Source organism: Mesorhizobium sp. WSM4813 (assembly GCF_055811555.1).
Window position 1 is genome coordinate 1 of sequence record NZ_JBVVQU010000070.1, and the last position, 23,904, is coordinate 23,904.

Annotated in this window: 24 protein-coding genes; 7 read left to right on the plus strand and 17 right to left on the minus strand. The window is 58.6% G+C overall.

All coding sequences use genetic code 11. The features are described from left to right. Positions 1 to 309 precede the first annotated feature (309 nt). Complete coding sequence (locus AC0L25_RS28395; RefSeq protein ID WP_473598511.1) at positions 310 to 1,440, plus strand: site-2 protease family protein; 1,131 nt, start codon at positions 310 to 312, stop codon at positions 1,438 to 1,440. Positions 1,441 to 1,593: 153 nt separating this feature from the next. Here the strand turns inward: AC0L25_RS28395 and AC0L25_RS28400 are convergent, their stop codons facing one another. Then, complete coding sequence (locus AC0L25_RS28400; RefSeq protein ID WP_473598512.1) at positions 1,594 to 2,250, minus strand: TerC family protein; 657 nt, start codon at positions 2,248 to 2,250, stop codon at positions 1,594 to 1,596. 395 nt (positions 2,251 to 2,645) lie between these two features. On the opposite strand from AC0L25_RS28400, the gene AC0L25_RS28405 reads away from it, so the two are divergent. Continuing rightward, positions 2,646 to 3,755, plus strand: a complete 1,110-nt coding sequence (locus AC0L25_RS28405) for a calcium:cation antiporter (RefSeq protein ID WP_473598513.1) — start codon at positions 2,646 to 2,648, stop codon at positions 3,753 to 3,755. Positions 3,756 to 3,820: 65 nt separating this feature from the next. On the opposite strand, the gene AC0L25_RS28410 is transcribed toward AC0L25_RS28405, so the two are convergent. From AC0L25_RS28410 to AC0L25_RS28430, 5 genes are all read right to left on the minus strand, one after another. Beyond that, complete coding sequence (locus tag AC0L25_RS28410) at positions 3,821 to 4,276, minus strand: NUDIX hydrolase (RefSeq protein ID WP_473598514.1); 456 nt, start codon at positions 4,274 to 4,276, stop codon at positions 3,821 to 3,823. Positions 4,277 to 4,806: 530 nt separating this feature from the next. Continuing rightward, complete coding sequence (locus AC0L25_RS28415; RefSeq protein WP_473598515.1) at positions 4,807 to 5,574, minus strand: glycosyltransferase; 768 nt, start codon at positions 5,572 to 5,574, stop codon at positions 4,807 to 4,809. A 43-nt stretch (positions 5,575 to 5,617) separates the two neighbouring features. After that, entirely contained in the window at positions 5,618 to 6,433 is an 816-nt protein-coding gene (locus tag AC0L25_RS28420) for a glycosyltransferase family 2 protein (RefSeq protein ID WP_473598516.1), read from the minus strand. 108 nt (positions 6,434 to 6,541) lie between these two features. Then, a complete protein-coding gene (locus AC0L25_RS28425) occupies positions 6,542 to 7,711 on the minus strand; it encodes a glycosyltransferase family 4 protein (protein WP_473598517.1) in 1,170 nt (389 codons plus the stop codon). A 121-nt stretch (positions 7,712 to 7,832) separates the two neighbouring features. Further along, positions 7,833 to 8,546 carry a sulfotransferase domain-containing protein gene (locus AC0L25_RS28430; protein ID WP_473598537.1) on the minus strand — a complete coding sequence of 238 codons (714 nt, stop codon included), beginning with the start codon at positions 8,544 to 8,546 and terminating at the stop codon, positions 7,833 to 7,835. Between the two features lie 391 nt (positions 8,547 to 8,937). Between AC0L25_RS28430 and AC0L25_RS28435 the strand changes: the two genes are divergently transcribed. Then, positions 8,938 to 9,858 carry a sulfotransferase family 2 domain-containing protein gene (locus AC0L25_RS28435; RefSeq protein ID WP_473598518.1) on the plus strand — a complete coding sequence of 307 codons (921 nt, stop codon included), beginning with the start codon at positions 8,938 to 8,940 and terminating at the stop codon, positions 9,856 to 9,858. A gap of 18 nt (positions 9,859 to 9,876) precedes the next feature. Here the strand turns inward: AC0L25_RS28435 and AC0L25_RS28440 are convergent, their stop codons facing one another. The 7 genes from AC0L25_RS28440 to AC0L25_RS28470 form a co-directional block, all read right to left on the minus strand. Continuing rightward, entirely contained in the window at positions 9,877 to 10,563 is a 687-nt protein-coding gene (locus AC0L25_RS28440; protein WP_473598519.1) for a sulfotransferase family protein, read from the minus strand. A 1-nt stretch (position 10,564) separates the two neighbouring features. After that, entirely contained in the window at positions 10,565 to 10,777 is a 213-nt protein-coding gene (locus tag AC0L25_RS28445; RefSeq protein WP_473598520.1) for a hypothetical protein, read from the minus strand. 120 nt (positions 10,778 to 10,897) lie between these two features. After that, entirely contained in the window at positions 10,898 to 11,971 is a 1,074-nt protein-coding gene (locus AC0L25_RS28450) for a glycosyltransferase (protein ID WP_473598521.1), read from the minus strand. A gap of 154 nt (positions 11,972 to 12,125) precedes the next feature. Beyond that, on the minus strand, positions 12,126 to 13,298 hold the full coding sequence (locus AC0L25_RS28455) for a glycosyltransferase family 9 protein (RefSeq protein WP_473598522.1): 1,173 nt from the start codon (positions 13,296 to 13,298) through the stop codon (positions 12,126 to 12,128). Next, entirely contained in the window at positions 13,288 to 14,475 is a 1,188-nt protein-coding gene (locus tag AC0L25_RS28460) for a glycosyltransferase family 9 protein (RefSeq protein ID WP_473598523.1), read from the minus strand. Before AC0L25_RS28460 ends, AC0L25_RS28455 begins: the two co-directional genes overlap by 11 nt. Positions 14,476 to 14,483: 8 nt before the next feature. Beyond that, on the minus strand, positions 14,484 to 15,662 hold the full coding sequence (locus AC0L25_RS28465; protein ID WP_473598524.1) for a glycosyltransferase family 9 protein: 1,179 nt from the start codon (positions 15,660 to 15,662) through the stop codon (positions 14,484 to 14,486). A 6-nt stretch (positions 15,663 to 15,668) separates the two neighbouring features. Further along, positions 15,669 to 17,321: an ABC transporter ATP-binding protein gene (locus AC0L25_RS28470; protein WP_473598525.1), complete on the minus strand. Its 1,653-nt coding sequence runs from the start codon at positions 17,319 to 17,321 to the stop codon at positions 15,669 to 15,671. On the opposite strand from AC0L25_RS28470, the gene AC0L25_RS28475 reads away from it, so the two are divergent. After that, entirely contained in the window at positions 17,311 to 17,532 is a 222-nt protein-coding gene (locus tag AC0L25_RS28475) for a hypothetical protein (protein ID WP_473598526.1), read from the plus strand. The two genes, AC0L25_RS28470 and AC0L25_RS28475, sit on opposite strands and share 11 nt — an antisense overlap. A 667-nt stretch (positions 17,533 to 18,199) precedes the next feature. Here AC0L25_RS28475 and AC0L25_RS28480 read toward each other — a convergent pair. Next, a complete protein-coding gene (locus AC0L25_RS28480; RefSeq protein WP_473598527.1) occupies positions 18,200 to 18,949 on the minus strand; it encodes a TylF/MycF/NovP-related O-methyltransferase in 750 nt (249 codons plus the stop codon). 475 nt (positions 18,950 to 19,424) lie between these two features. After that, positions 19,425 to 20,051, minus strand: coding sequence for a transglutaminase-like cysteine peptidase (locus tag AC0L25_RS28485; RefSeq protein WP_473598528.1), 627 nt, complete (start codon positions 20,049 to 20,051; stop codon positions 19,425 to 19,427). A 390-nt stretch (positions 20,052 to 20,441) separates the two neighbouring features. Between AC0L25_RS28485 and AC0L25_RS28490 the strand changes: the two genes are divergently transcribed. After that, positions 20,442 to 20,681, plus strand: coding sequence for a hypothetical protein (locus AC0L25_RS28490; protein WP_473598529.1), 240 nt, complete (start codon positions 20,442 to 20,444; stop codon positions 20,679 to 20,681). 216 nt (positions 20,682 to 20,897) lie between these two features. On the opposite strand, the gene AC0L25_RS28495 is transcribed toward AC0L25_RS28490, so the two are convergent. Then, positions 20,898 to 21,311 carry a PIN domain-containing protein gene (locus tag AC0L25_RS28495; protein WP_473598530.1) on the minus strand — a complete coding sequence of 138 codons (414 nt, stop codon included), beginning with the start codon at positions 21,309 to 21,311 and terminating at the stop codon, positions 20,898 to 20,900. Then, positions 21,308 to 21,556 (minus strand): plasmid stabilization protein, encoded by a 249-nt coding sequence (locus tag AC0L25_RS28500; RefSeq protein ID WP_352954191.1) that lies wholly within the window; start codon positions 21,554 to 21,556, stop codon positions 21,308 to 21,310. The genes AC0L25_RS28495 and AC0L25_RS28500 overlap by 4 nt, the downstream gene beginning before the upstream one ends. A 312-nt stretch (positions 21,557 to 21,868) precedes the next feature. On the opposite strand from AC0L25_RS28500, the gene AC0L25_RS28505 reads away from it, so the two are divergent. Next, positions 21,869 to 22,642, plus strand: coding sequence for an SDR family NAD(P)-dependent oxidoreductase (locus AC0L25_RS28505; protein WP_473598531.1), 774 nt, complete (start codon positions 21,869 to 21,871; stop codon positions 22,640 to 22,642). Between the two features lie 116 nt (positions 22,643 to 22,758). Then, complete coding sequence (locus tag AC0L25_RS28510; RefSeq protein ID WP_473598532.1) at positions 22,759 to 23,904, plus strand: ABC transporter ATP-binding protein; 1,146 nt, start codon at positions 22,759 to 22,761, stop codon at positions 23,902 to 23,904.

Below are 23,904 nucleotides of genomic sequence, written 5' to 3' on the forward strand. Positions count from 1 at the left end.
CCCCCCCCCCCCCCCCCCCCCCCCCCCCCCCCCCCCCCCCCCCCCCCCCCCCCCCCCCCCCCCCCCCCCCCCCCGGCGCCATGGTCCCGACGCGGACGCATCGGATCACGTCGGCGCCAAGACGTTCACCGGGATGTCATGTCGTGATAAACTCTTTTTGGTGCGGGACCGCGCGACACCAAGGCAGGGTATTTCCCAGTCGGGGTGGCCCTCGTCGCAGACGATGAGCTTGAGCCTGATGTTCTCGAACGATTGCAAGCGTCCTGCCAAAGCCCAGGGTGAAGGTGGGGCCTCTCGGAGTGGACGGATTTGGGTTGGTCGCTGAACCTCGGGACGATCGCCGGCACCACCGTGCGCGTTCACTTTACCTTCCTGCTTCTGCTCGTTTGGATTTGGCTGACGCACTATCAGATCGGCGGCACGCCAGCGGCCTGGCAAGGCGTTGCCTTCATCATTGCCGTCTTTGCCTGCGTGGTCCTGCATGAGTTCGGCCACATCGCCGCCGCACGGTATTTCGGCATCAGCACGCCGGATATTACGCTTTTCCCGATCGGCGGTGTCGCCAGGCTCGAACGCATGCCCGAAGAGCCGGGGCAGGAGTTCGTGATCGCGGTCGCGGGGCCGCTGGTCAATGTCGCGATCGCCGCGCTGATCTTCGTCTTCATCGGCGGGTCGGCGGACGTCGAACAGATGGCCGGGATCGAGGATCCGCGTATGAATTTTCTCGCCAGGCTTGCCGGGGTCAATGTCTTCCTGGTCCTTTTCAACATGATCCCGGCCTTCCCGATGGATGGCGGCCGTATCCTGCGCGCCGCACTCGCCGCCCGCCTCTCCTGGTCGCGCGCGACCCAGATCGCCGCCACGATCGGGCAAGGATTGGCCTTCGTCTTCGGTTTCGTTGGGCTGTTCTACAACCCGCTGCTGATTTTCATCGGCATCTTCGTCTATCTCGCCGCGGCAGCCGAAGCGCAGAACGCACAGATCCGCGAGGTAGCCACGAGCGTCCTGGTCGCGGATGTGATGATCACCGAGTTCGCGCGGCTGGAACGATCGGCGACGCTCGACGAGGCAATCGAGATGCTGCTCGCGACCACGCAACACGACTTCCCTGTCATCGACTCCGCCGGCCATCTTGAAGGATTGGTGACACGCAACGACATGATCCGGACATTGAAGGAAAAGGGGCCTGCCGAACCGGTCGCGAGCGCAATGCGGAGCGATATCCCGAAAATACACTACCGCAGAAGTCTCGAGGAAAGCTTGCGGCTCATGCAGCAGGCAGATGTACCTGCCGTAGCCGTCGTGGACAATTCCGACCGGCTGGTCGGGCTCATGACACACGAAACCATAGGCGAGATGCTTATGGTCCGCTCAGCCGTATCAGATGCCTTCCGGTTTGGTCGTTTGCGTGGGGGCAAACCGCGACTCACACGGATCTGAGCACGGCGATATTCTTTCTACCGCCGGATCGAGCAAGCGCGCTCCAAATGGTAAGGGCGCGAGCCGAGGCAGGGAATATTTGCGCCATTAGCCTTGCCCAGAGGCAGGACCCGGCCGGAACGACGTCGTTCCGGCCGGCCTACCTTCTGTGTCTCAAGCACTCGTGACGTGAGGCAGAAGTTCAAGCGCACCGCGATAGATCATGTCGCCAGCCACGTAGAGGATGACCACCAGCCCGACATAGGCAATCCAACGATGCTTCTGAAGCAGATTGGCAATGAGGTTTGCAGCAATGCCCATCAGCGCGACGGAGAGGACAAGGCCGAAGATCAGCACGTTCGGATGTTCGCGCGCAGCACCCGCTACCGCCAGAACATTGTCGAGCGACATGGAGACGTCGGCGATGATGATCTGCCAGGTTGCCTGCGCCAGGGTCTTGCGTGGAGCTTTGCCAGCTACGACGCCATCGTAGTCGACGTCACTTTCCGAAAGCGCTTCGATCGCCTGTTTTTCTTGCGCATGGTCTTGCCGGAGTTCGCGCCACATCTTCCAGCACACCCACAACAGCAATATACCGCCAGCCAACAGCAAGCCGACGATTTGCAGGAGCTGGGTTGTCGCGGCCGCAAAGCCAATGCGCAGAACGGCCGCTGCGATTATACCAACGACGATTGCATTTCTGCGCTGCTCTTTGGGTAGTCCGGCCGCGGCAAGGCCGATAACTATGGCGTTGTCACCGGCCAGCACCAGGTCGATCATGATGACCTGCAACAGAGCGGTCATTGCTTCAGGACTAAAAAATTCTGTCATACGGCACCCTTACGTTCAGCTAGGGGTGACGCGGCTTGTGAGCATAACCGTAGAGCAACGCGGACACCGCGTATGACAAGAGAAATGCCGCTACAGCTGAAGAAATCTCAAAGCCAGGCCACCCGGATTGAATTCCAGTCCGACATCACAGTCCTGATGGACTGCCAGAGGGGCCCGGCCTGGTAGCACCTAGCTATTGCGGTAAGCGCAAAAACTCAAGGCTTAATTGGGATTTGGCACATGCGGCATCGAGCTCGGCAGTTTCGTTAGTACAAACCGATCGGCCGCGGCCATTGAACGAGCCGGCAGCCGCAAGTACACTGAGACCGTGGGGCTTCGGTCAGTCTCTGTAATACTCGATCTGCGACCGTCGATGGCGATGAAGGAAATCCGTCTTGGCTGTTCATCGACGATCGATCGGCCAATATCTGTTCCCAATCGGCTCCTTGGGCCTGGCCGCGCTCATTCATTTCGGCGCCGCGTCGATCGAGCATTCGCTGCTTTCGATCAAGATCCTTGCGTTGATCGTGGTCGCTATCTTCATCTTCGCGACGGTGTTTGTGGTTTTGCATCATGCCGAAGCCGTCGCACAGCGGCTCGGTGAACCTTATGGCACGCTGCTGTTGACATTTTCGGTGACGGCCATCGAAGCATCAGTCATCGTTTCGATGATGCTGCATGGTGAGAACAACCCGACGCTGGCACGCGAATCCGTGTTTTCGACGGTCATGATCGTGTGCACTGGTGTGGTCGGGGTCTGCCTCACCCTGGGTGGGCTGAAGCATCGATATCAGGACATCAAACGACAGGGCACCAGCGCTTCCCTTGCCGTCATTATGGCGCTGACGGTTCTTACGCTGATCCTTCCAAACTACACTCTTGCAACAAGCCCCGGTGCGTTCTCCGCATCGCAACTCGCTTTCGTAAGCGTTCTTTCAATCCTCCTCTATGGAGCGTTCGTCTTTGCCCAGATGGTGCGCCATCGGGGCGATTTTATCGAGGATCTGACGTCCAGCGCCGAACATGAGGAGCATGTAGCTGAGGGTGGGAGCGTGACCACCAGCGTGCTCCTTTTATTTGTCGGACTGGCAGGGATCGTTCTTCTGACCGAGCAGGTGGCCGGCAGCATCGAGAATGGGCTCGAGTTTCTTCAAGTCACCCAGGCGGACGCAATCGTGGGCTTCTTCGTCGCTGCGCTTGTGCTTATGCCGGAGGCGGTATCGGCAGTTCGGGCAGCGCTCAATAACGAACTTCAGCGAGGACTGAATGTCGCCCTCGGCTCGGCCTGCGCCACAATCGGCCTGACGATCCCGGCAATCGGTGCGGCGAGCCTGCTCACCGGACGAAGCCTGACTCTTGGTCTAGGCCCGGGGGATACCGTGCTACTCATCCTCGCGCTTGCCATCAGCATCGTGAGCTTTGGGACGGGCCGAACAACGATGCTGACGGGGCTCGTTCATCTCGTCGTATTTGTCGCCTATCTGTTCCTCATCTTCGTGCCGTAGGATAGCGATCACCAGCGTCTATCGATAAACACGACGAAGATGTCAGTCGGCCATTGGGTCTCCCCTTAGACAGATACCACAAGCCGGTCGAGAAAAGGCCGCTGGCCGACAAGCAGCTTTTCCCGGGCGATATCGAGGCCGAACCACCCTGCGCGATCGATCTCTGGAAAGAATTGCATGCGGCCGCTGCGCGGCGGCCATTCGATCTCGAACAAGTTGCTACGCAAAGTGCCGGCGTCGAAATCGCCAGCGACGCCGAAGGCCGTAATAAGCTTGCCGCCGCGCTGGCGCAGTTCCCCCAGCGGAAGCAGTGCTCCCTGGAGCTCCCAGCCGGTTTCCTCCACGAATTCCCGACGCGCCGCAGCTTCCGGCTGTTCGTCAGCATCATACTCGCCCTTTGCAATCGACCAGGCGCCAAGATCGCGGCTTTGCCAGAACGGCCCGCCCGGATGGACAAGCAACACCTGCAGTTCGTTGGTCGATCTGCGGTAAGGCAGGATGCCGGCACTTCTTTTCGCCATCGCCTCAAGCCTCCTGAATCCGGCCTACCATCGCGGGTAGGCTGAACGGGATGTTCGGTTTGTCGATAGACTGCCCTGCCCTGTGTCGATGCGACTGGCTACACCCCATCAATACGACACGAAACGATCGAGCTCCCCGCTTTTCAAAGGCGACCGCATATCGTCCTCTGGGCTGCGGCCCCGTCCCGTCTCATCGGGCCGATTGGGCCAACAGGCATCGGAGGGCCAATAGCTCCGCCAGAGGTGATCCTCAGAAAATCACAGTAGCGAGTGCAAACTCATTCGATCCGGAGTGGTAAGCAATCCGCGAACAAATGCCGCAATGCCCTGCGGAATTGAACCGGGTGCGATTGGCCCAAGGCGATTCATTGGCGCGCTGGAAAGCACGCCGCCAAAAATGGCTTTGCGACGGCCCGCTCGGTTCGATTTCGGCCAGACACGCGCGGTCTGTTCGCCGATCTGCACGAACCACGCGTTGCCGGCGACCTCGACGAAACGTCTGATGTAATCGGGCCGATCGGTTGGATTAGCTACCGGCTCGCCGAGCGCGAAAGAGAAGCTTCCGTTTGATCGGCATTACTCAAGAATTCGTCGCGTTCGGCTATCCACAGATCCGCATAGTCGACATTCTGCCACTCGGCAAACCACGGACCACCGCTTGTGTAGTGGACCGCCTTGGGTGTGCCATGCGCCGGCTTTTCGTTCCAACCTTCAAGCCAGTTCCACTCTACAGGCAGCGAGCCCAGGTCCTCATCGGCAACCCACTGCATTCGGTGGAGGTAGGCGCCACTTTCGCGGTTCACGACCTCTGGCGTAAGCGATTTAACCGAAGGATGCGCGCAATTGAACAGCATCAGCGAGGACCAGTTCTTTCGAGGGTAGGATGTCTGAACCACGCCATCCATCTTGGTAGTGGCCTTCGGCGTATAGTCATGCTGGACGCAATAGACCGCCTTATCCGACTTCGTGTATTCCAGCAAACCTGCGACGTCACCGAGCCACAGGAAGTCGCAATCGCAGAACAAGGCCCAACCCGTGTAGTCGGCGAGAAAAGGCGTGAGAAATCGCGTATAGGTGAACTCTGTTGACGCGAGCGGATCTTTTTCCCTCCAATACAGTTCACGAGCGCGCAGTTCGTCCTGTTTAATTGGAATAACGGAGACAGGCACCGAAGCGTTTTTAAGCAGAGAGTGCCGCGCTACGTCGTAGGCGATCGGTTCACGGCTGTCCCATCCAACGAATACCCTAAACGCATCAGTCATATTCAGTACCTTGGCTCCTGATTTCAAAACGGTCATACACTAACTGTCTGGCAACAACTCGGCAACAATGGTGCAGAAATTAGCCAGGACGATTTCTGAACCGCACGGATTTGCCTTTCACCGCGGGCCGGCTTTTTTCGGCGGATTTCGTCTCGCTGCCCAATGCGACAAGCGCCCATTTCTGATAGGTGTAGCTGGCCGAATAAGCGGCGACCATCGCACCGGTCGAACCATCCAGAAATCCCAGCTTGAAAACGTAGCTGTTCATATAGGCCCAGAGCGAGCGGAAGACCGCCTTGCTTATCGAGCTTTTTCTGCCCTCGGCAAGCAGCCGCGCCGCGGACGCTTCTGCGTATCGGCCGATCTTGTCATGCGCGTCTGCCAGGTCGGCGATGGAGTCATGCTCCATAGCGTGGGACAATCGCGTGACCTTCCCATTCACCACAACTTTCTCGTGCACCGTGTCGTTGCTGAAGCGCCCGGACTGTCGACGGAAAAGCCTGAGCACCAGATCGGGCGACCAGCCGCCATGGCGGACGATGTTCCCACAAAAGCGGGATCTTCTTGGTATTTCGAAGCCGTCATAGCCTTTTGGGTTGGCGATAGCGCCTCTGATTTCTGCAGCCAGCGGTGGCTCGACCCATTCGTCGGCATCAAGCGAAAGGACCCAATCGCCTGTCGCCGCGGCGAGGGCACGGTTTTTTTGGGCGCCGAAACCCGGCCAATCGAGGGTGATCAGGACCTTGGCCCCGAGTCCACTGGCGATGTCCCTGGTTTGGTCGGTGCTGTTATTGTCGAGGACGACGATTTCGTCGGCAAAGTGTACCGAGCGGAGGCAACGCGCAATGCAGGCTTCCTCGTTGCGGCTGATTATGATGACAGAGAGCGCCGGCACGATCAGACGGTTCCGGCATCAAAATTGCTAATGTTGTTCAAATGAAACTGCCCCCAGGCCTGTTGGCACTTCGAGTGATACTAACGGATTCAAAAAAAATGTCGAAAATTAATTCAGGTCGAGACTTTCGTAGAGCGCTATCATTCTCTTGATCATGACGTTGAAATCGTAGTGTTCGGCCGCCGCTCTGACCTTGGCCGCAGTCTCAGGCCGTGACGACAGCTGCAGCGCGCGGGCAACCCCGGCGGCGAGGTCGTATACGCTGGCTGCGTCGCAAACAAGCGTCGGGTCGAACCGATCGACAAGCTCGCGCGCTCCACACCCGGTGCTTACCACGGCGGGCAAGCCGCTGGCCATGGCTTCGATCACCACTGTGCCGAATGGATCATAAATGGAAGGCAGCACGGCAATGTCCGCCGCGCCGTACCATGGCAGCGTGTCTTTCTGTGGCCCCAGCATCCTGAGCCTTGCGCCAAGACCAAGTTTGTCGCCGGCCTGCTTGAAGGCATTGGCGCGCGAATCGTGGCCAATGACCCATAGCTCCGGCTCCCCATCCAGCGTGGCGACAGCCTTCATCAATGGGAGAAGTCCTTTTCGCGTAAAACCCGAGCCCACGAAGAGAATGACCGACCTGTTATCGCTAATGTCGAGCCGTGAGCGGACCGCGGTTCGATGCCGTTGGCGCAGTTCCAGGTTGAAGCGGCCCAGGTCAACCCCGTTGGGAATGTGCTGCACACGCTCGGCTGGATAGTCGTAGTGACGGATAATATCCTCAGCCACCATTTTCGAAATGGCAATCACGGCCTTAAGCCGTGGGCTGGCATAGGTTGCGCGTTCAAGACGCATCGTCTGGCGATGAAAGGGGCTCAGCGCCATCGCTGCCCTGCCGAGCCGCGTCTCGAAACGCCGCCGCTCGGCAAGATAGGCGGCATGAACGCCTTCCCCGGCCCGGAAGACATCGCAGCACGGGAGGCGATCGTTGCTCTGCACCAAGGCCGGTGGTATTTCGGCGATCTTGCGGCATGCGGCTCGAGCAAAGGATGTCGCCCGCTGGGAGCGGGGAAACCGGCGGCCGGCACAATGGATGAATTCTACGCCTCCATATCGCGGCCAGTCGCCGGACAGCACGGCCACCGGCCGTTGACGAGCGGCGAACGCGGCCATGATGTTTTCCAGCATGATCTCGCCTCCGCCAAAAGGCGCATAGCGCTGGCGTACGAACACAATAGGCGTCTTCGGTTCAGCTTGAACCGGTTGATCATGCTGTGACAAATCCATGCGATCTCGCTACGTCCTTTTGCACTCCGGAACTGGTGAATTGGTAAATCACCCGCATTAGGGCGATTTTGACCAGTTTGGCTATCCGCTCGCGCTGCCGGCGTGAAGATTATGTTTACTTCTATTCAGATATCCCATAGCGTTCCATGATATTCTTGCAGTATAAGATTTCGCTCTCGGCAAGGTAGTCCTTATACCCGCCAATTACGCCACGTCTAACTTTAAAACTATCGGAATCGGTGCTGTCTACCGTTCTTAAGCGGTGACCATAGCGCTCATCGCTTTGCCCAGAGGATTCCTTGTTTCTCATGGACTCAAATCGACCGACGTCAATTGCTTTCGTAATTTTCTCCTCGTCTGGTTCTACATTTAACCATTTCGCGATTTGTCTAAGCTCGGAGGCGGCATCGCTGTGGAGCGTTTCGTATCGCGTGATCAACACATCGTCTCTTTCGCTTATTGCCGCCAGCCACATTGCATTATAACGGAGGGTCCTCTCGATACCAAACTGTGGGTCTCGTACATAGCTCGACAAATCGCCTTGGAATAAGCCGCGCCACGCTTCGCGTTTGGTGACGTGAAAATATCCTGAAATTGTTGTGTCGATCGGATTGCGATACAAAAAAAGCAGGGGCCGCTTTCCCACAAAAGCTTCGGTAGAGCGGAAATCTTTGCTGTGGAACGCGCTGCCGGCGTGGGTATAATCAAGACCGACGGCAAGCTGATCAAGCATGACTCTTAACCAGGTCCGCCCCGATTTTGGGTAGGAAATGCAAAGGCCTAAATTACTGGAATTTTCTTCTGCCTTGGGTTTGAGCCACCGCAGTAATTTCATGGTCACCTCGCAAACATCCCTATCAGTTGCCGATTGCTAAGGACCCGGCTTCCGGACCTTATGACATGACGACTCATGTCGATCAAACTTGGCCGATGAGCAACCACGTGTTTTGTCGCGCCTCGTCCATACGCCTCCCAATCTCGGCGGCCGGTTGCGCGTCAACTGTAATCATTGTTGTGAATTCTGACGACGTCCAGCAACACTGATCGAACGATAGTTCCACGTGCACAGACCTTCTCGACGGGCCGTTTTTGGGTCGTCAAATGATTCTCATAGCAATAGATCAGGAAGTCGGGACCAAGACGAAGGCGGATCTGGAATCGATTGTCCACTGTCGCTTGCGGTTTTGCCAGCGGTGAGGCATTTAGAAGCTAATAGGAAGCAGCGGATGAATAGCAGCCCTCCCCACCTGGCGTATGAGATTCCCGTCCCCAAATCGAAGCAAGCTCGGGGATTGAGGAAAATCGAACGCCAATTGAGGCCCAAACTGCGGTCGCTTCGGTGGCGGGTTGTCGAGCAGGTTTTGAGCTGGCGCAATCCCGAGGCGCTGGCATTTTACCGCAGGGCCATGGAAACCGCATATCTGCCGGACGACCTGATCGACGTAGTCCCGCAACTCAAGATTCTGTACCTCGCCACGCCAAAGGCGGCGAGCAGCCGTATTCGCAGCAACCTTGCAGCCATGATCGGAAACGACACCGTGTCGGGGTGGCGCAGCGATCAGAACTGGATGGTGCACAACCGAAAGGCGTCGAACTTGCAGGCGCCTCGCCATGGCGTCCTGCAGTTCTATCGCATGGCCACAAGTCCCGAAGCCTTACGATTTACCTTCGTTCGCAATCCCTATACCCGACTTTTGTCGTGCTGGGCCGACCAGTATCGCGACCGTCCGCTTGTGCCTGGTTATGGCAGGGTGGAGGTCTATCTAGCCTACCGCGAAAGGGCCAATCCGGCGCTGCCTGTAGGTCCCGACAAGAGCCTGTCCTTTGCAGATTTCGTCGCCTTTGCCTGCGCGACTTCCACATGGCGCATCGACAAGCATTGGCAGAGGCAAAGCGACATCATCGATCTTCCAGGAGTGGCGTTCGACCTCGTCGGCAAGACAGAGACTTTCGCACAGGACTTCGAACGGGTTCTGGATCATGTCGGTGCAAGCGACGAGATGAGACGCGCGGCGATGCCACCTCTGCACACCTCCTCGCGCCGCAGGCTTGCTGACTATTTCACGCCAGAACTGGCTAATACGATCTATCGCGCGTATGAGCGCGACTTCGATCAGTTTGGCTATCCGCGCGCGCTTCCAGAGTAAAGCGGTCGCGCGGCGGTCTCAGATGTACCCGAACGCCTGCATCAGGGGTTTCCCACGCCCCTCGGTAAGCTCCATCAATTCCTGCTGACCCAGTTCGGTCTTCCAGCGGCCGCGGCCATCATAAATTGGCTGGTTCACTTGTTGGTTGCGCAACGCGGCATGTTGGGGTTGCGCATCAAGTGTGAACCATTGTTGCGGGTTCCGATGATAGTCGAGCAAGCTCTGGTCGAACGATAATCCCAGGAAGGTGCAGATCTTTTCGACGGTCGCTTCAGGGTCATCGACAAGATCTTCGTAGCGGTAAATCAGGACGTCCTTGCTGCCGCGCTCGGCAAGCACCATTGTGTTGTCTGAAATCCAGCGATCCAGGCTCGCGGTCGCGTCGCCAAGCCGCCTTGTCAGCGAAGCAACGGTATCGCGCCCATCGCGTACCGGCATCACGAACTTCGCGCCCGGCACCAGCCGTCGTATCCGGTCGACACGCCTGATATGACGCGGTGTCTTTTCAAGCAGCACCGACTTGCCCGCCCCAATGGCCGCCCGTTTCAGCTTCGAGTAGCGATACAGCGCAAGTGGAGCCCATTTGAAAAACACGTTGGTTTCTTCGAATGGCAAAAAGACATCGGCATGCGAGGCAAGAATCGTAGCTATCAGCGTGGTGCCGCTGTGTCCGCATCCGCAGACAAAGCCTTTGCATCGGATCAATTCACACCTGCCCTGTCGTTGGTACAAGATATGCCATGCCGCTGAGAGGCTCCATCGAGCCATTTCGGACCTGCTCCAGCCAATGGCGTTTTTGACCTGAGATATCAGACACCGCAGTGTCGCGCTCGGAGCCGTTTGTAGCAAGATTTGTCGGGTCGATTTGCGCAATGTCACTAAGATTCTTCTGGTCGGCGACGCCCACATCGTCAAGCATTACGCGCAGCCAGGTCCGCCTGGATTTGAGAAACGAGACGACAAGGAGGGCAGGCTTTAAAAAAGGCGGACAACATGCTCAACTTCGGGACTCCGATTGCGGGCACTTTGATCGAGCAGATCAGCGATTGTAAATATCGATTAAGGCATTGGCGATCCGTTGCGAAGCCGGCACCTTTGGATCAATCGACAGATTCGCATTGAGGAAGTCCCGGCTTTGCTCAAAATAGGTCGGCCTTGATCTGACCGCAGCACGGATATTTTCGACGAGGTCATGCTCCGACAATGTTGGTTTGAAAGCGCCCATAGGGCTGTCGAACTCGACCATGGGCGAAACCAGCGGAAACAGCACCACCGGAATGCCGCAGGCGATTGCTTCGTAAACAGTGGTGCTTGGGCGCGTTACGAGCGCCAGAGCGTCCGGGAGCAGCTGTGCGAAATCCAGGGGCGATTTGTTCGGCATATCGACTTTTGCGAACATCGTGGGATGGACACTGACGACATAGGGAAGGCTAAGTTTCGCACATGCGGCTGCCACGGCTTCAATCGCTTGGCGATCTGCGGGGTCTTCGATATCCCCCTTGAAGTTCACCAGCACAAAAAGCCCTTCTTCGTGCCTGGCGCCAGCGCTTGCGGCGGCACGCTCAATGACCGGGGAGCCGACAACGTATGTCGGCTGCCGTCTTTGCTGCAGCGTCGCTGGCCCCATCGAAAGGATGTAGTCAGCTCTCATAAATCGATGCGGCCGCAGCTCTCGCGCACCTCCGACGAGGCCGATCACACGAACCATGCCGAAGTTGATGGTATCTATGAATCGCCTAAAAAATTGCGGCGCATAGTCACTTCCAGTCACCAGCATGTCACCCGGCCTGATCATCCGCTCGAGCTCGGCAAAGCCGATATGCGATATTCCCCGGGCGTTGAGTTCAGGCCGCGCTACGCCGCCGCGTTTCAATCCATCAAGATGCGCGAACACGCAGCGGATGCCGTGGTCAGCCAGGATATCTGCCGCGTCAGCCAGCAGGCGAACATTGTTGCGGTTGTGTGGGACGAAGTAGACAGTCCTCGTGGCGGCCCTGCCTCGAGCGTAGATACGACCGCGCTTGAACAGATTTCCTGGATGCACAAGCCGGTACGCATCGAGGAGCCGCTGCACAAAGCTATCGCTGATACGAGAAGACGCCTTGTTTCCCAAATTACTCCCCAAAGATATGCATCGCCTCTTATCGGTAAAATTTAGAACGACCGCCCGCCGGTTAGTTTACAATGGTCTCGCCGTCAAGAAAGGCGCTTGACTCCCGCCGGTTGTAACCTGCCTAGGACACGTCGCCATGCCTTGCGTGGTGGATTCAACCGGCGCTGATGAGTGAGCCCATGTGGTGTTGAGCGTCTTCCATCACCGCGGCCCAAGGCCGTTCCCGTTTCGAGACCAGCACGGCGGAAGGATAGTAGGGTGTGCGATCGCCCTCGACCGGCCAGGAGCGCTTGAAACCATCACCAAGAATAAAGACCGACGGGATGCCGAGTGCGCCCGCCAGATGCGCCCCGGTGTTGCTGATGGTTACCACGGCGTCCATCGCGGCAACCTGCGCCGCGAAAAGGTCCATGTCGACGAGTTGGTCGATTGATCCGTCATGGACGATACGCGCGAGCTCGCCATCGGTCAGGATCTTCAGGTCGGACTCGACCTGGCCATATTGCAGCGAAACGAACCGGAGGTCCGGACGGCTGATAAGCCCTCGCCACGCCGTAAGTGGCGGCAGGTCCTTGCCGGGATTGGAACTGCCCCATGCGACGCCGACCAACGGCAGGTCATCCTTCCAATAACGGGCGCGAAGTTCAGCGACCCGCGCCGGATCCGGCTTCAAGGGGACGAAATGCTCCCTGATCGTGGTCTCATCTGTCTCGAACACGGCCGTCAGATGCTGAACGCCCGCAAAGGCCTGCGCCTCGGCGTAGGCGGTCCTGTTCCCGGGACCGACAGCTCGCACATCGGCGGCGGGAAATGTCCGCTGAAAGAGCGGCACCAACCGGTGCTCGACCAGGACGATCAAACGAGCGGCCCGGGCGAGCGCACGACCGACGGAACTCGCATGATGGATCGCGGTGGCCAGACCCTGTTTTTCGGTCTCCATCAGATCGACGAGCAGGACCTGGTCCGAGATATCCTGGCCGAGCCATTCGCCGTTGACGCGCCCCTCAACGACGTGGCGCCGGGCGATCTTGAGTTCGGCCGCCGGGCCGTAGGCGCCCATACGCATCAGCGCCTTGCTAAGTTCGTCGAGCAGGTGAACCTCGCCCCTCGACTTCGCAATTGACCCCAGAGCCAGGGCTTTCGGCAGTGCGGCCGACCAATCGCGCGCCTCGATGCTTCGCCGATAATCCGCCATCTGATCGGCAAAGTCGCCATCACGCCAGCGAAGGAAAAGCTGCCGCCGGTGACGACGGAACCAGACCTTGTATCTGTAGCCGGCAAGCGCGACAACGCGGCGGAACCGGCGAAGAAGTTGGCTAGCGGCCATCGCCAGCTCCACCGATGATTTGCGCAACCCGTCCACCTGCTTCCTGCATTGCGGAGGCCCATGCCTGGCCGCCCTTTCGAACCAGTCGAACGCTTGGGAATGTGGCTACGGTCTCGCCAAATGCGGGCCACGACAGCCGAAAACCGTCGTCGAGCATGACGACAGTCGGAACGCCAAGCGCTCCCGCCAGATTGGCGCCGGTATTGCTGATCGTCACCACCGCATCGAGTGCTGTGATTTGTGCGGCAAAGCGGTCCATATCCGACAACTGGTCGACGGAAGCATCATGTATAATGCGTCCAGGCGCCCAGCGTTCGAATTCGGAGAGCGCTGGCCCGACATCGCCGTATTGCAAACTGATGAGACGTCCCGGCAGATTGCCGAGCAGCGCCCGCCAGTCGTCCAGAGCCGGCAGGTCCTTGCCCTTGTTCAGGCTTCCCCAGGCGAAGCCGATCAGAGGCCCCGGGCCGCGATCGAGATAGCTGCTGCGTAGCTCGGCAACCAGTCGGCGGTCCGGCTCCAACGGAATGAATGGCGCACGTGCTGTCGGCTCATCTGGCCAGAAGTGCCTCGCCAGTGTCTCGAAGCAGGCGAAGACAGCGGCGTCCACCGCCGCAACCTCCCCTTCTCCCTCTAGCCTGACATCGAGCGCGGGATAGGTTCGGCGATAAAGTGGCGCGAGTCGCGGCTCGACGAAGACGATGCATCGGTCGGCAGCTGCGACCGCCGGCCCAAGCAGTGATGCGAACTGGAGGAAGATTGCAAGATCGCCTTCGCGCCGCTCAACGGCAAGCCTGCGACCCGCAAGATCACTGCCATCCCATTCGGGCCGGCCGGGCACTTGCTTGCTCGACGCAATCAACTGCCAGGCACGATTGCCGCCGCCGAGACGTCTCAGTCCACGCCCGGCTTTTTTGAGAAGCCCTCGATCGCCAAGCTGCTCACCGAGCAGGCCGAGTGCCAGCGCATGCTCCCGGGCCACCTGCCAGTCACGCTGCTCGATACTCTGCGCCATCAGGCTCGCATGGCGTTTGACACTTTCGTCAGCATGGCGCGAGGGGCGCCTGAAAAACTTCTTTGCCCGATCGAGAACCTTCTGCAGCCGCTTGCCGTCAACACCTTGCGGACGCAGGTCGGCGGCTTTTGCCTTTTCAAGGATGGATCGTCTGTTCGGCACGGCGACCCTCAACTATCGCCAGACAGCGTCGTACGCGCCGTCAGAATCGACGAGAGCCGCCGGCCGACGCCGTCGAGCACTACCGGCCACGGGCGTCCTTCCTTGCGAATGACGACGCCGTTAGGATACCAGGGCGTTCGATCGCCAATCACTGGCCACGCTGTTTGAAACTTGTCGTCGATCAGAAAAACAGTCGGAACACCGAGTGCTCCGGACAGATGGGCCGCCGTATTGCTGATCGTTACGACGGCATCGAGCGCGCCGACCTGCGCGGCAAAACGGTCCATATCAACCATCTGGTCGACACTGTCATCATAGATAAGCCGCGCGTCATTACCGTTGCGCAGGCGCCGCAGCGCCGGCTTGATCTGTCCGTACTGGAGGGAAACGAATGTCGCGTGTGTCTGGGCGATGAACCGTGCCCATTCGGGGAAATCAGGCACGTCCTTGGTGTGGGATTTGCTGCCCCAGGACAGACCCACCAGTGGCAGATCCGTCATCGAGCGATAGCGCTTGCGGAATGTCTCGACGAGTTCAGTATCTGCCCGCAGCGGCACGAAATCGGCGGCAAGTCTTTCGGCATCGCGACCGAAAACCCAGGCGAGATTTTCGAAGGTCGCAAATTTGTCAGCAACGACATTCTGCTGCGCTGGGACCACGGTCGCAGTCGGGAACGTTCGCTGCACAAGTGGTACGAGACGTGGCTCGACACGAATTGTCGCACCTTGCGCACATGCAGCGGCAGCGCCGGCCAGTCGCGCATGGCGAATAACTCGGCCAACACTGCGAGGGTCATCCTCTACAAGATCGATCAGCAGTGTATCCGAACCGAGGTCTTCTCCAGTCCATTCATTGGCAGCTTTCCCTTTTCGTTGCCGGCGAGCGGAAAGCCGAAGCTCGGCCGCACGCGCAAAGTTACCCAGCCGTTCGAACGCCTGGCCTGCCTTCTGCATCATCTCGGGGTCTCGGGCACGATCGGCCATGATGGCCATTTCATTGGTACTTGCTTCAAGGCCTGTCCAGTCCCTGCGCGCGATCAGCGCGTCGACCCTGGCCTGGTGTTCAAGAACGGAACCAGGCTTGGCGCCGGTATACAGCCTCCGCACGGCCTTTGTGTATCGGCGCAACTGCAGACCCAATCCACCAATCATATACCGGATGTAGGAACCGTGGTAAAAACTGGTCATCGGCCTTCAGCGCGATACGCTCTGCCGCAGCTTTTTGCCGCTTTCAATGATCGGAGCGGACGCTTCCAGATGGAAGATCGAGCGATAGATTTCGCTACGCCCGGCAAGCTCTTCATGAGTCCCGGAATCCGCGAGGATGCCAGCATCGAATACCAGAATACGATCGGCCGCCTTGATGGTTGAAAGCCTGTGGGCAATGCAGATCACCGTGCGCTGAAATGCATCGTCGAAGGCTGCTTCCATGACCGCCCGTTCGTTTTCGCCGTCGAGAGCGGATGTTGCTTCATCGTAGACAATCACGGGAGCATTCTTGAGTAGCGCGCGCGCGATGGCAACGCGTTGTTTCTGCCCGCCCGACAGATTGGTGCCGCTCGGCCCCACCAGCGTGTCGAGCCCGTTTTCCAGGTTAGAGGCAAAGCTGGTGACCCGGGCTAGGTCGGCCGCGGACTCGATCTCCCGATCGGTGGCGTTCGGGCGTCCGTCGCGAATGTTGTCACGGATCGAGCCTTCGAACAGGAAGACATCCTGTGATACCAGTGCGATATTGTCGCGGACGTCGGCCAGGCTGATCTTCGCAATGTCCTTTCCGTCGAGGAGAACCCTGCCTCTGTCCGGCTCCATCAGGCGCAGGATCAGATTGACGATGGTTGTCTTGCCGGCGCCGGAGCGGCCGACGATCGCCAGCTTCTCACGAGGTCGCACCTCGAAGGAAACACCGTGCAGCGCCGGGCTATTGCCTTCATAGGAGAAGGCCACATCTTCAAACCGGATGCCGCCCTCGACATCGGTAAGGTGCTCGCCTGCGGTTGCGAGTTGTCGTTGTTCGGGCGTGTCGATCAAGTCATACATCTGCCCGACGGCCACCATTTGTTTCTGGATATCGACATTGACCCGGGCCAGCCGCTTGGCTGGTTCATAGGCAAGCATAAAGGCGGTTATGAAGGCCATGAATTCGCCCGGCGTCTTGCCGTTGCCGAGGGTCTGCCAACTGGCATAGATAACAAAAAGACCGATGATCACGCCGCCGCCTGTCTCCATCAACGGACTCATCAACGCCGATGTGCGGTTGATCTGGATGCCGCGCCTTTCCATCTTGCGGACGGCCTTTGCGAAGCTGGCGGCCGCCTTGTCTTCGAGCTGGAAGGACTTGATAGTGCGGATACCTTCGACGGCTTCCGTGCCGATCGACTGGACCAGTGCAGCCAACTCCGTCTCGCCCCTTGCCAGCGCCTTGAGCTTCCTGGTTATGGCGCCCACGGATAGGAATAGCAGGGGTAGAACCGCCACGGATATCACCGACATCACCGGATCCTGCTTGACCATGACGCCTGCCAGGGCAATCAGCTTCAGCACATCGGAGACGGTGCTGCTCGTGAGGGTAAGAATAACGGCGGCCCCGGCGCGCGCGTTGAACATGATCTTGGAGACGAATTTCGCCGGATGCTGGTTGGCGAACCTGTTGATGTCGAATCGCACCATTCGGGAAAACTGGCGGTTTTGAAGGTCCGAAACGATAGCCCGGCGAATCTTCCCCGTTGTGATAGTCTGGCAGTAGTCAGCGATCCCCTTGACCAGGAAAATGCCGATGATCACGGCGCTGATACCCAATGCGGCGGTGGCGTTCCGTTCCACATAAATGCTGTTGATCATGACACTCATGATCCAAGCCGTTGCGCCGGTCGCCGCCGCAGCTGCGATCGAACACAGCAATCCGGCGAGATACAGCTTTATGTGCGGCGGCAGGTTCTCGATGATCAGGCGCTTGACCAGCGGGTATGCCAGGGCCGCTGAAATTCGTTTCTTTGCGCTCATTCCGTTTCCCGATGCGATGTATCGTTCTCTGACGACCCTCGCTCCTGCCGATCCATGAAAATTCTCTCGGCGCCGTCACCCATGCGCCAAACTGATACCTGACGTCTGACTTCGTTCGAAGTTATAGTCAATCTTGAATCCTCTTGATTGCGGCCAGCGGCGAAGCGGACCAGGTGTCGGGCATTGCTGTCGCCGGCCGGCTATGAAGATCATGGAGCCATTGTGACATTGCTAGAGCGAGTTCGACGAAAGTATCTTCGGCTCCGCCACCAACTCGGATACATTAAACCTATTCGTTTGATGGCATCGAACAAACCAAACACGAAGTATGACGACTTTGCCAGTTCGCGCGCCGCAACAATCCGAAACGCCTCAGTATTTACTCCTTACGATATTCTTCACGATGGGAGTTGCTTCGCGCGCAGAAATTCGGCGTGCATTGACAAGCAGACAGGTCGCATGGGTTCCGTCACCGGTTGCAGTGGCTCGGACGTTTCAAGACGCGCATGTCGTCACAACGAGCGCTGAAGGCAAATCCGTTCTTCGGGCGGTGCTTGGTCAAGTCTGCCTGGAACGAGACAATCTCCATTACCTTTCCTTCCAGTTGTCACCTAGGGAGGGCTTGCTCGCCGCTATAGAGAGGAGTTACGGCACGTAAAGAGATCAGTCATCGACGATCTTGAACAGTTCTTCAAACGTAGTTTGCTTCGTCGAGCCGTTCAGCTCTAGCTTGCCTTTACGACAATCGCCTGCCCCGTTGGAAGTTCGATAATGCCTTCCGGGCGGTTTTCGAAGAATTCGTCAAATGCCTTTCGGGCTCCAGGACAGAGCGCAGAGCCGTAGTCGTCGCATACGATCATGCCATTCGCGCATACCCGATCGTAGAAGAAGGCGAGCGCGTCTCGTGTCGGCTCGTATAGATCGACGTCAATATGGACCAGGGCGAAACGCCGGTCAGATACGTTGGAAAGAGTTTCCGGTATCCATCCCACATGAAAAGTGGTGTTGCTGAAGTCGGAAATATTCTCTCTGGCTACCTTCTCGTCGGTGCTGAGATCGCCGGACTTCCATGGCGTTCGTCCGTTTGGCTTGCGATCCTCTGCGGTCGGTTCAGAGAGGCCAGCGAACGAGTCAAAAAGGTGGTAGTGCCGTGGCCGAAGATCGCTCATCAGCATGAATATCGTCGACCGGCCTTGCCTTACGCCGCATTCGGCGACGTCGCCATCGATACGCTCGATCGATCGCAAGCAGCTTTGCAGGACGAAAGCCCGGGGATCTGGAATCCCACGGATGTCTTTGACCCGCTGCAGCGCCTTTCGGAAAAATGGCTGGTCCTTCCAGACCATATGGCTGGAATAAACATAGAAGCCGTATTTATCGGCCTTTTTCTGAGAGACCTTATACCAGGCCACGCCTCTGCGTTTTTTCGAAATAACAGCAAGTGCAACATCTCTTAATTTCATCAGTACCAGCATTTTCGGTATGTTCATAAAACGGGCGGAATCGAAAGCTCTGCCGGCATCAGACGCGGACTGAAGTCGGGTTCCGGCCGAAGGACATGGCTTCTCGAGCGCCGCAAGAAAGCACTTTCCGGTGCCCGTAACAAGGCAACGTCGAGGTTGGAACTCGCTTGGGGTGCGACTCAAGATCACGGGCCACGTGCCTGGGCCGGACCGGAAAGTAGTCGATCCCTGCCGGGCTGTCGGAGTTAACGCATCGCCCGGCTGGCGCTGCGCGCGCCGCAAGTGACGGCACCTGCGGCAGATGCCCATCGAAAAGCTCAGGTTCGTCATCGCGCTTGGCGGCGGTAGGCAGCCCTCAACATCGATCGCTGGCGGAGGAAGGCCACAGGTCTCAACACAGCGAGAACTGCTGGCTGGCATTCCCGCCATTCTCGTGCATGGCGCGGGTGCGCCAGCTATTGTTCAGTTGCAAATCGAGAGGTTCAGTTCAGTCGACTGCCCCGACCAGAACATCGGGGTGTTCAAGTATCGCGACCCAGCGCCCGGTATGCGTGGACGATTGCCTTTTTAGGAATCTGTATCCAGTTTCCGACCAAAGCTTCACATCATCGCTGAGGTTGTCGAGCACATAGTCGCCTTTGTCGGTCTTGACCGTCAGCACTGCGTGCCCCTCGCCGTCCTTCTTTCTGACGACGGTGATCAGAAGGTTCGAGAGCGATATGCCCTCCAAATTGAGCATCTGACGCTTAAGCAGGACGTAGTCCTCGCAGTCGCCGAGCGCGCTAACAGGATAGGACCAAAATTCCATTATTCCGTGTGCGGCAAGATCGCTCACGGGCTTGACCGATCCATTCACCAGCTTGTTGACGGACGCGAGCTTGTTTTCCATGCCTCTGCTCAAAAGGACTGGAGGGACCCTGCCCGATCGTATCCTGCATTCTTCGGCCTGCCTTCGGCAGAACTCCATGTAGCCGACTGGGATGGAGGTCCGCTGCCCGGTGGCCATGGCACCATGCACCGCATCGGCCGAAGCTTTCTCCATCGGGGTAGCGGACATCATCAAGCCTATCAGTAGGCCGGCGCACAGCCATGCCCTCGGTATCACCAATCCCATTCGCCCCGCCCAAGGTAACGACCCGAAACAATCTTTAATATCGCGTTACCATCTTTTCATGGGCACATCAACGCAGCCGGCACACAATTTATAGCGACGTCGCCATCGCCAAACGTGGACAGACGGCCGAGAAAAAGTTGTAGCCAAATTTGGCGAAGCGACCGAAGTCTAAAGAGCTACGGCGCTCTCGCGTAGATTTCACATACATTCGGATACATTTCGATGGCACCCGGGCAAACCTCTGCGACATGCGCGGCGTAAGTTTCAATCGTGAGCAGGAAGCCTCGTCATAGTGACGGGACAGAAAGCCGACAGCGATACGCAAGCAGGAGTCCATAGCGCGCGAGACGCCGATTGGCCGGTCTGCTCATTCGAAGAAAGGAAAATACGATGAACAAGCTTGTAACGGCTATCGCCCTCCTTGCCATGTCGACGGGAGTCTCGCTCGCTGCCAATCAAAACCCGGATCGCGATCCCACCCGCGGATTTGCTACTGGCGTCGACAACAGCGAAATGACCTTGGACACCAGTCACACGGCTTCCTTGCCTCAGCCCGTTGTAGCCCCCAAAGAAGAACAACCACAGCCCGGCAAGGTCCTCAGGGGTCGTGCACCGTGGGCGGGCCGTTAACATAGTGACCTTGTCCTCCCATGGAAAAATGTCCAATCACCCGCCATGCAACGAGGGTGGTTGGACAGGGGAGCGCAAGAACATCCTGCTGCCATGGATGAATTGAATGTCTCAAGCGCCGCGATCGGTTCCGCTTCAACCTCACCAACGCGACCAGTAGGCGATAAACCCCGCCCCCCGACCCTGCTCCGGTCCTGAATGAGCCCATATCCCAGGTCAGAACTCCCACGGAGAAAACAACTTGAGACCGGTCGTGCCGAAGTCACCCAAATTCCGCGTCGCCAAGCGGCCACCATTCACCTTCGAGATTGCAGCAATCATGCCGTCGGGCGCCGACATCCCCCGGCCCTGCCGCACGGCAGTACCCATGATTTCCCCGTAGGCCATCGCGGCTTCCTCGGTCAGCCCGAAGATCCGATCAGCAAACCGACGACGCCAATCCGAGAGCCCCTGCTCCAAACGCTCGGCACGCTGATCTGGTCGAATTTTCTGGATGCCGAAGGCGATCTCGGCAATCGTCACGGTCGCAAGCGCAAGTTCAGCGTCATGGCGGACCAACCATGCGATCACGGCAGGATCGGGCGACTTCTTCAACGTCTCGGAAATGACGTTGGTATCAAGGAAGATCAAAGCTCAGGTCCCGCATGAACCTGCCGATCATCCCGGATTACTGCTTCAAGGTCGATTTCGGTGCCATAAGCGCTAGCAATACGAGCGTAGAACGTCGATGCCGGCTCGCGACCTGCTTCCCGGACCTCGTAGGATTCCAGGGCACGCTCGACCACGTCGGCGATCGAGCGGTTCTCGCGTCGAGCAAGCCGGTGCGCAAGATCGCGCGCCTTGGCACTGCGTACGGAAAGCTGAGGTTCGGCCATATAGAACTCCCTTTGCCGCAGATATAAGCGTTCATCGCACTGCTAGCAAGATGGCAGGTGATGGCTTGCTACCCGAAAACGTGAGCTGGGCGAGGTCATCTTCGCCGATATTGCCAAGCGGCCTCGGTTTATCTGAACGCCCTGAGCAAGCAGCGACTACTACAGGAGATGACGGCTCAATCCCGCTCTGCTGGCGCTGATCAGTGATCTGCCGCCAGCGAAGATCGCAAGATGTATAGACAACCGGCCGCAACTGGTGTTCGTTTTCAATCCGACCTTATGCAATTTCGAAAATTCAGGAGCCGTGACAGCATGGACGCCGCTCCCTTGTTCGACCTGACGGGAAAAAAAGCGCTGGTGACCGGCGCCAGCCGCGGCATCGGCCAGGCCATGGCGGAGGCGCTCTCCGCAGCTGGTGCCGACGTCGCGGTGACCGCCCGTAACGAAACATCGCTTCGTGAGACGGCGGACCGAATTAGCGCTAACGGGCGAAGGTCGCTTTGCCGGTCTCTCGACGTGCTCGACACCGATCGTATCCGCGTTGTGGTCGACGATGTCGCGGACGCCTTTGGCGGGCTCGACATCCTGGTCAACAACGCCGGCTACGAACAAGTCCAGCCCTCGCTTGACGTGGACGAAGCAGTGTGGGACCGCATCGTATCGACCAATCTGAAGGGCGCCTTCTTCTGTGCTCAGGCTGCGGCGCGGCGGATGGCTGCCGACAAGAGCGGTGGCGCGATCATCAATCTTTGCTCACTGACCTCCTATGTCGGCATTCCGACCGCGGTGCCCTACGGTTCGTCCAAGTCTGGGCTCCTGGGCATGACTCGCGCGCTCGCCGCGGAATGGGCATCGCTCGGCATCCGCGTCAACGCCATCGCTCCGGGCTATTTCCATACGGCGATGACGGATGCCTTTTATCAGGATTCCGACTGGCAGACAGCGATGCTGGCCAAGATCCCGCAGCGGCGCTTCGGCACGATGCAGGATCTGGCCGGCGCCGTTGTGTTTTTGGCGAGCGGGGGATCCGCCTATGTCACCGGGCATTGCCTCCCAGTCGACGGCGGCTATCTCGCATCCATCTGAGCGACTGAGTTGCGGTGCAATGAGGACCGTGTAGACCGATCTTGTATATGGTTGTATATACCACCTGACACGCTGGACGTTCTTGCATGCGACCGGCGAAAAAAAGGGGAACCACAATGCAGGAGCCTTTCCGAGCCACAGCTTCGCGCGAAGCGGAAGGCGACAGGGAAATCGCGGTCACGGTCCGCAACGTCGGGATGGACTTCGATGGGGTTCATGCCGTCAAGAATGCGTCCTTCGATCTGCCGAAGGGCCGCTTCCTCACCATTCTCGGGCCCTCGGGGTCCGGCAAGACAACCCTCCTGCGCATGATCGCCGGTTTCCAGACTCCGAGCAGCGGCGAGATCTTCATCAATGGCGAAGCGGTGAGCGCAGTGCCACCGCACAAGCGGTCGATCGGCATGGTCTTTCAGAGGCTTGCGTTGTTTCCCCATATGACGGCGGCTGAAAATGTCGCCTTCCCTCTGAAAATGCGTCGGCGCGACGCACGCACCATTCCCGAACGCGTCGAGCGATATCTCGCGCTGGTCCGCCTCGGGGGCTACGGCGGCAGGCGCATTCACGAACTTTCCGGCGGACAGCAGCAGCGCGTCGCGATCGCGCGCGCGCTCGTGTTCGAGCCCGACCTGCTGCTTCTCGACGAGCCGCTGGCTGCACTCGACCGCAAGTTGCGCGAGGAAATGCAGCTCGAATTCCGCCGCATCCAGCGCGAGCTCGGCGTCACCACGATCAACGTCACCCATGACCAGCGCGAGGCGCTGGTGGTTTCCGACGACATCGTCGTCATGGATCAGGGCGAGATCCAGCAGAAGGCGCGGCCGATCCACACCTACCGTCAGCCCCGCAACGCCTTCGTCGCCAATTTCATCGGCGTCACCAACTTCATTGCTGGTACGGTACGGTCCGTATCGGAAGGGGGCGACGTCTCCATCCTTCGCGGTGCTCTGATGCTTGCCGGCAAGGTCGGCGATCCGGTCAATCCACCCATCGAGGGCGGCAAGGCGTCGGGAGCGATCCGAGCAGAACAGATCCGTCTCGCCGGCGATGCTGCTCAGCTGTCGAAGCTCGATTGCGTGCTGGCCGGGACTGTCACCGACACGATCTTCGAAGGCGAGCGCATGGTCTACGAGGTAGCCTGCGCCGCGATTGGCGACGAGGTCATGCGCGTTTTCGACCATGATCCCGCCGCGCACACGCAGTTCGACATAGGCGAAAGCGTGTTCCTGGGGTGGAATGCCAGGGACATGCTTGTTTTTCGATAG

Bases quoted from the DNA above. Each gene is read 5' to 3' on its own strand.
- AC0L25_RS28400 (WP_473598512.1), bottom strand. From the start codon at position 2,250: ATGACAGAATTTTTTAGTCCTGAAGCAATGACCGCTCTGTTGCAGGTC.
- AC0L25_RS28410 (WP_473598514.1), bottom strand. From the start codon at position 4,276: ATGGCGAAAAGAAGTGCCGGCATCCTGCCTTACCGCAGATCGACCAAC.
- AC0L25_RS28415 (WP_473598515.1), bottom strand. From the start codon at position 5,574: ATGACCGTTTTGAAATCAGGAGCCAAGGTACTGAATATGACTGATGCG.
- AC0L25_RS28425 (WP_473598517.1), bottom strand. From the start codon at position 7,711: ATGGATTTGTCACAGCATGATCAACCGGTTCAAGCTGAACCGAAGACG.
- AC0L25_RS28430 (WP_473598537.1), bottom strand. From the start codon at position 8,546: ATGAAATTACTGCGGTGGCTCAAACCCAAGGCAGAAGAAAATTCCAGT.
- AC0L25_RS28435 (WP_473598518.1), top strand. From the start codon at position 8,938: ATGAATAGCAGCCCTCCCCACCTGGCGTATGAGATTCCCGTCCCCAAA.
- AC0L25_RS28445 (WP_473598520.1), bottom strand. From the start codon at position 10,777: ATGCTTGACGATGTGGGCGTCGCCGACCAGAAGAATCTTAGTGACATT.
- AC0L25_RS28455 (WP_473598522.1), bottom strand. From the start codon at position 13,298: ATGGCCGCTAGCCAACTTCTTCGCCGGTTCCGCCGCGTTGTCGCGCTT.
- AC0L25_RS28465 (WP_473598524.1), bottom strand. From the start codon at position 15,662: ATGACCAGTTTTTACCACGGTTCCTACATCCGGTATATGATTGGTGGA.
- AC0L25_RS28475 (WP_473598526.1), top strand. From the start codon at position 17,311: ATGACACTCATGATCCAAGCCGTTGCGCCGGTCGCCGCCGCAGCTGCG.
- AC0L25_RS28470 (WP_473598525.1), bottom strand. From the start codon at position 17,321: ATGAGTGTCATGATCAACAGCATTTATGTGGAACGGAACGCCACCGCC.
- AC0L25_RS28480 (WP_473598527.1), bottom strand. From the start codon at position 18,949: ATGCTGGTACTGATGAAATTAAGAGATGTTGCACTTGCTGTTATTTCG.
- AC0L25_RS28485 (WP_473598528.1), bottom strand. From the start codon at position 20,051: ATGGGATTGGTGATACCGAGGGCATGGCTGTGCGCCGGCCTACTGATA.
- AC0L25_RS28490 (WP_473598529.1), top strand. From the start codon at position 20,442: ATGAACAAGCTTGTAACGGCTATCGCCCTCCTTGCCATGTCGACGGGA.
- AC0L25_RS28500 (WP_352954191.1), bottom strand. From the start codon at position 21,556: ATGGCCGAACCTCAGCTTTCCGTACGCAGTGCCAAGGCGCGCGATCTT.
- AC0L25_RS28505 (WP_473598531.1), top strand. From the start codon at position 21,869: ATGGACGCCGCTCCCTTGTTCGACCTGACGGGAAAAAAAGCGCTGGTG.
- AC0L25_RS28510 (WP_473598532.1), top strand. From the start codon at position 22,759: ATGCAGGAGCCTTTCCGAGCCACAGCTTCGCGCGAAGCGGAAGGCGAC.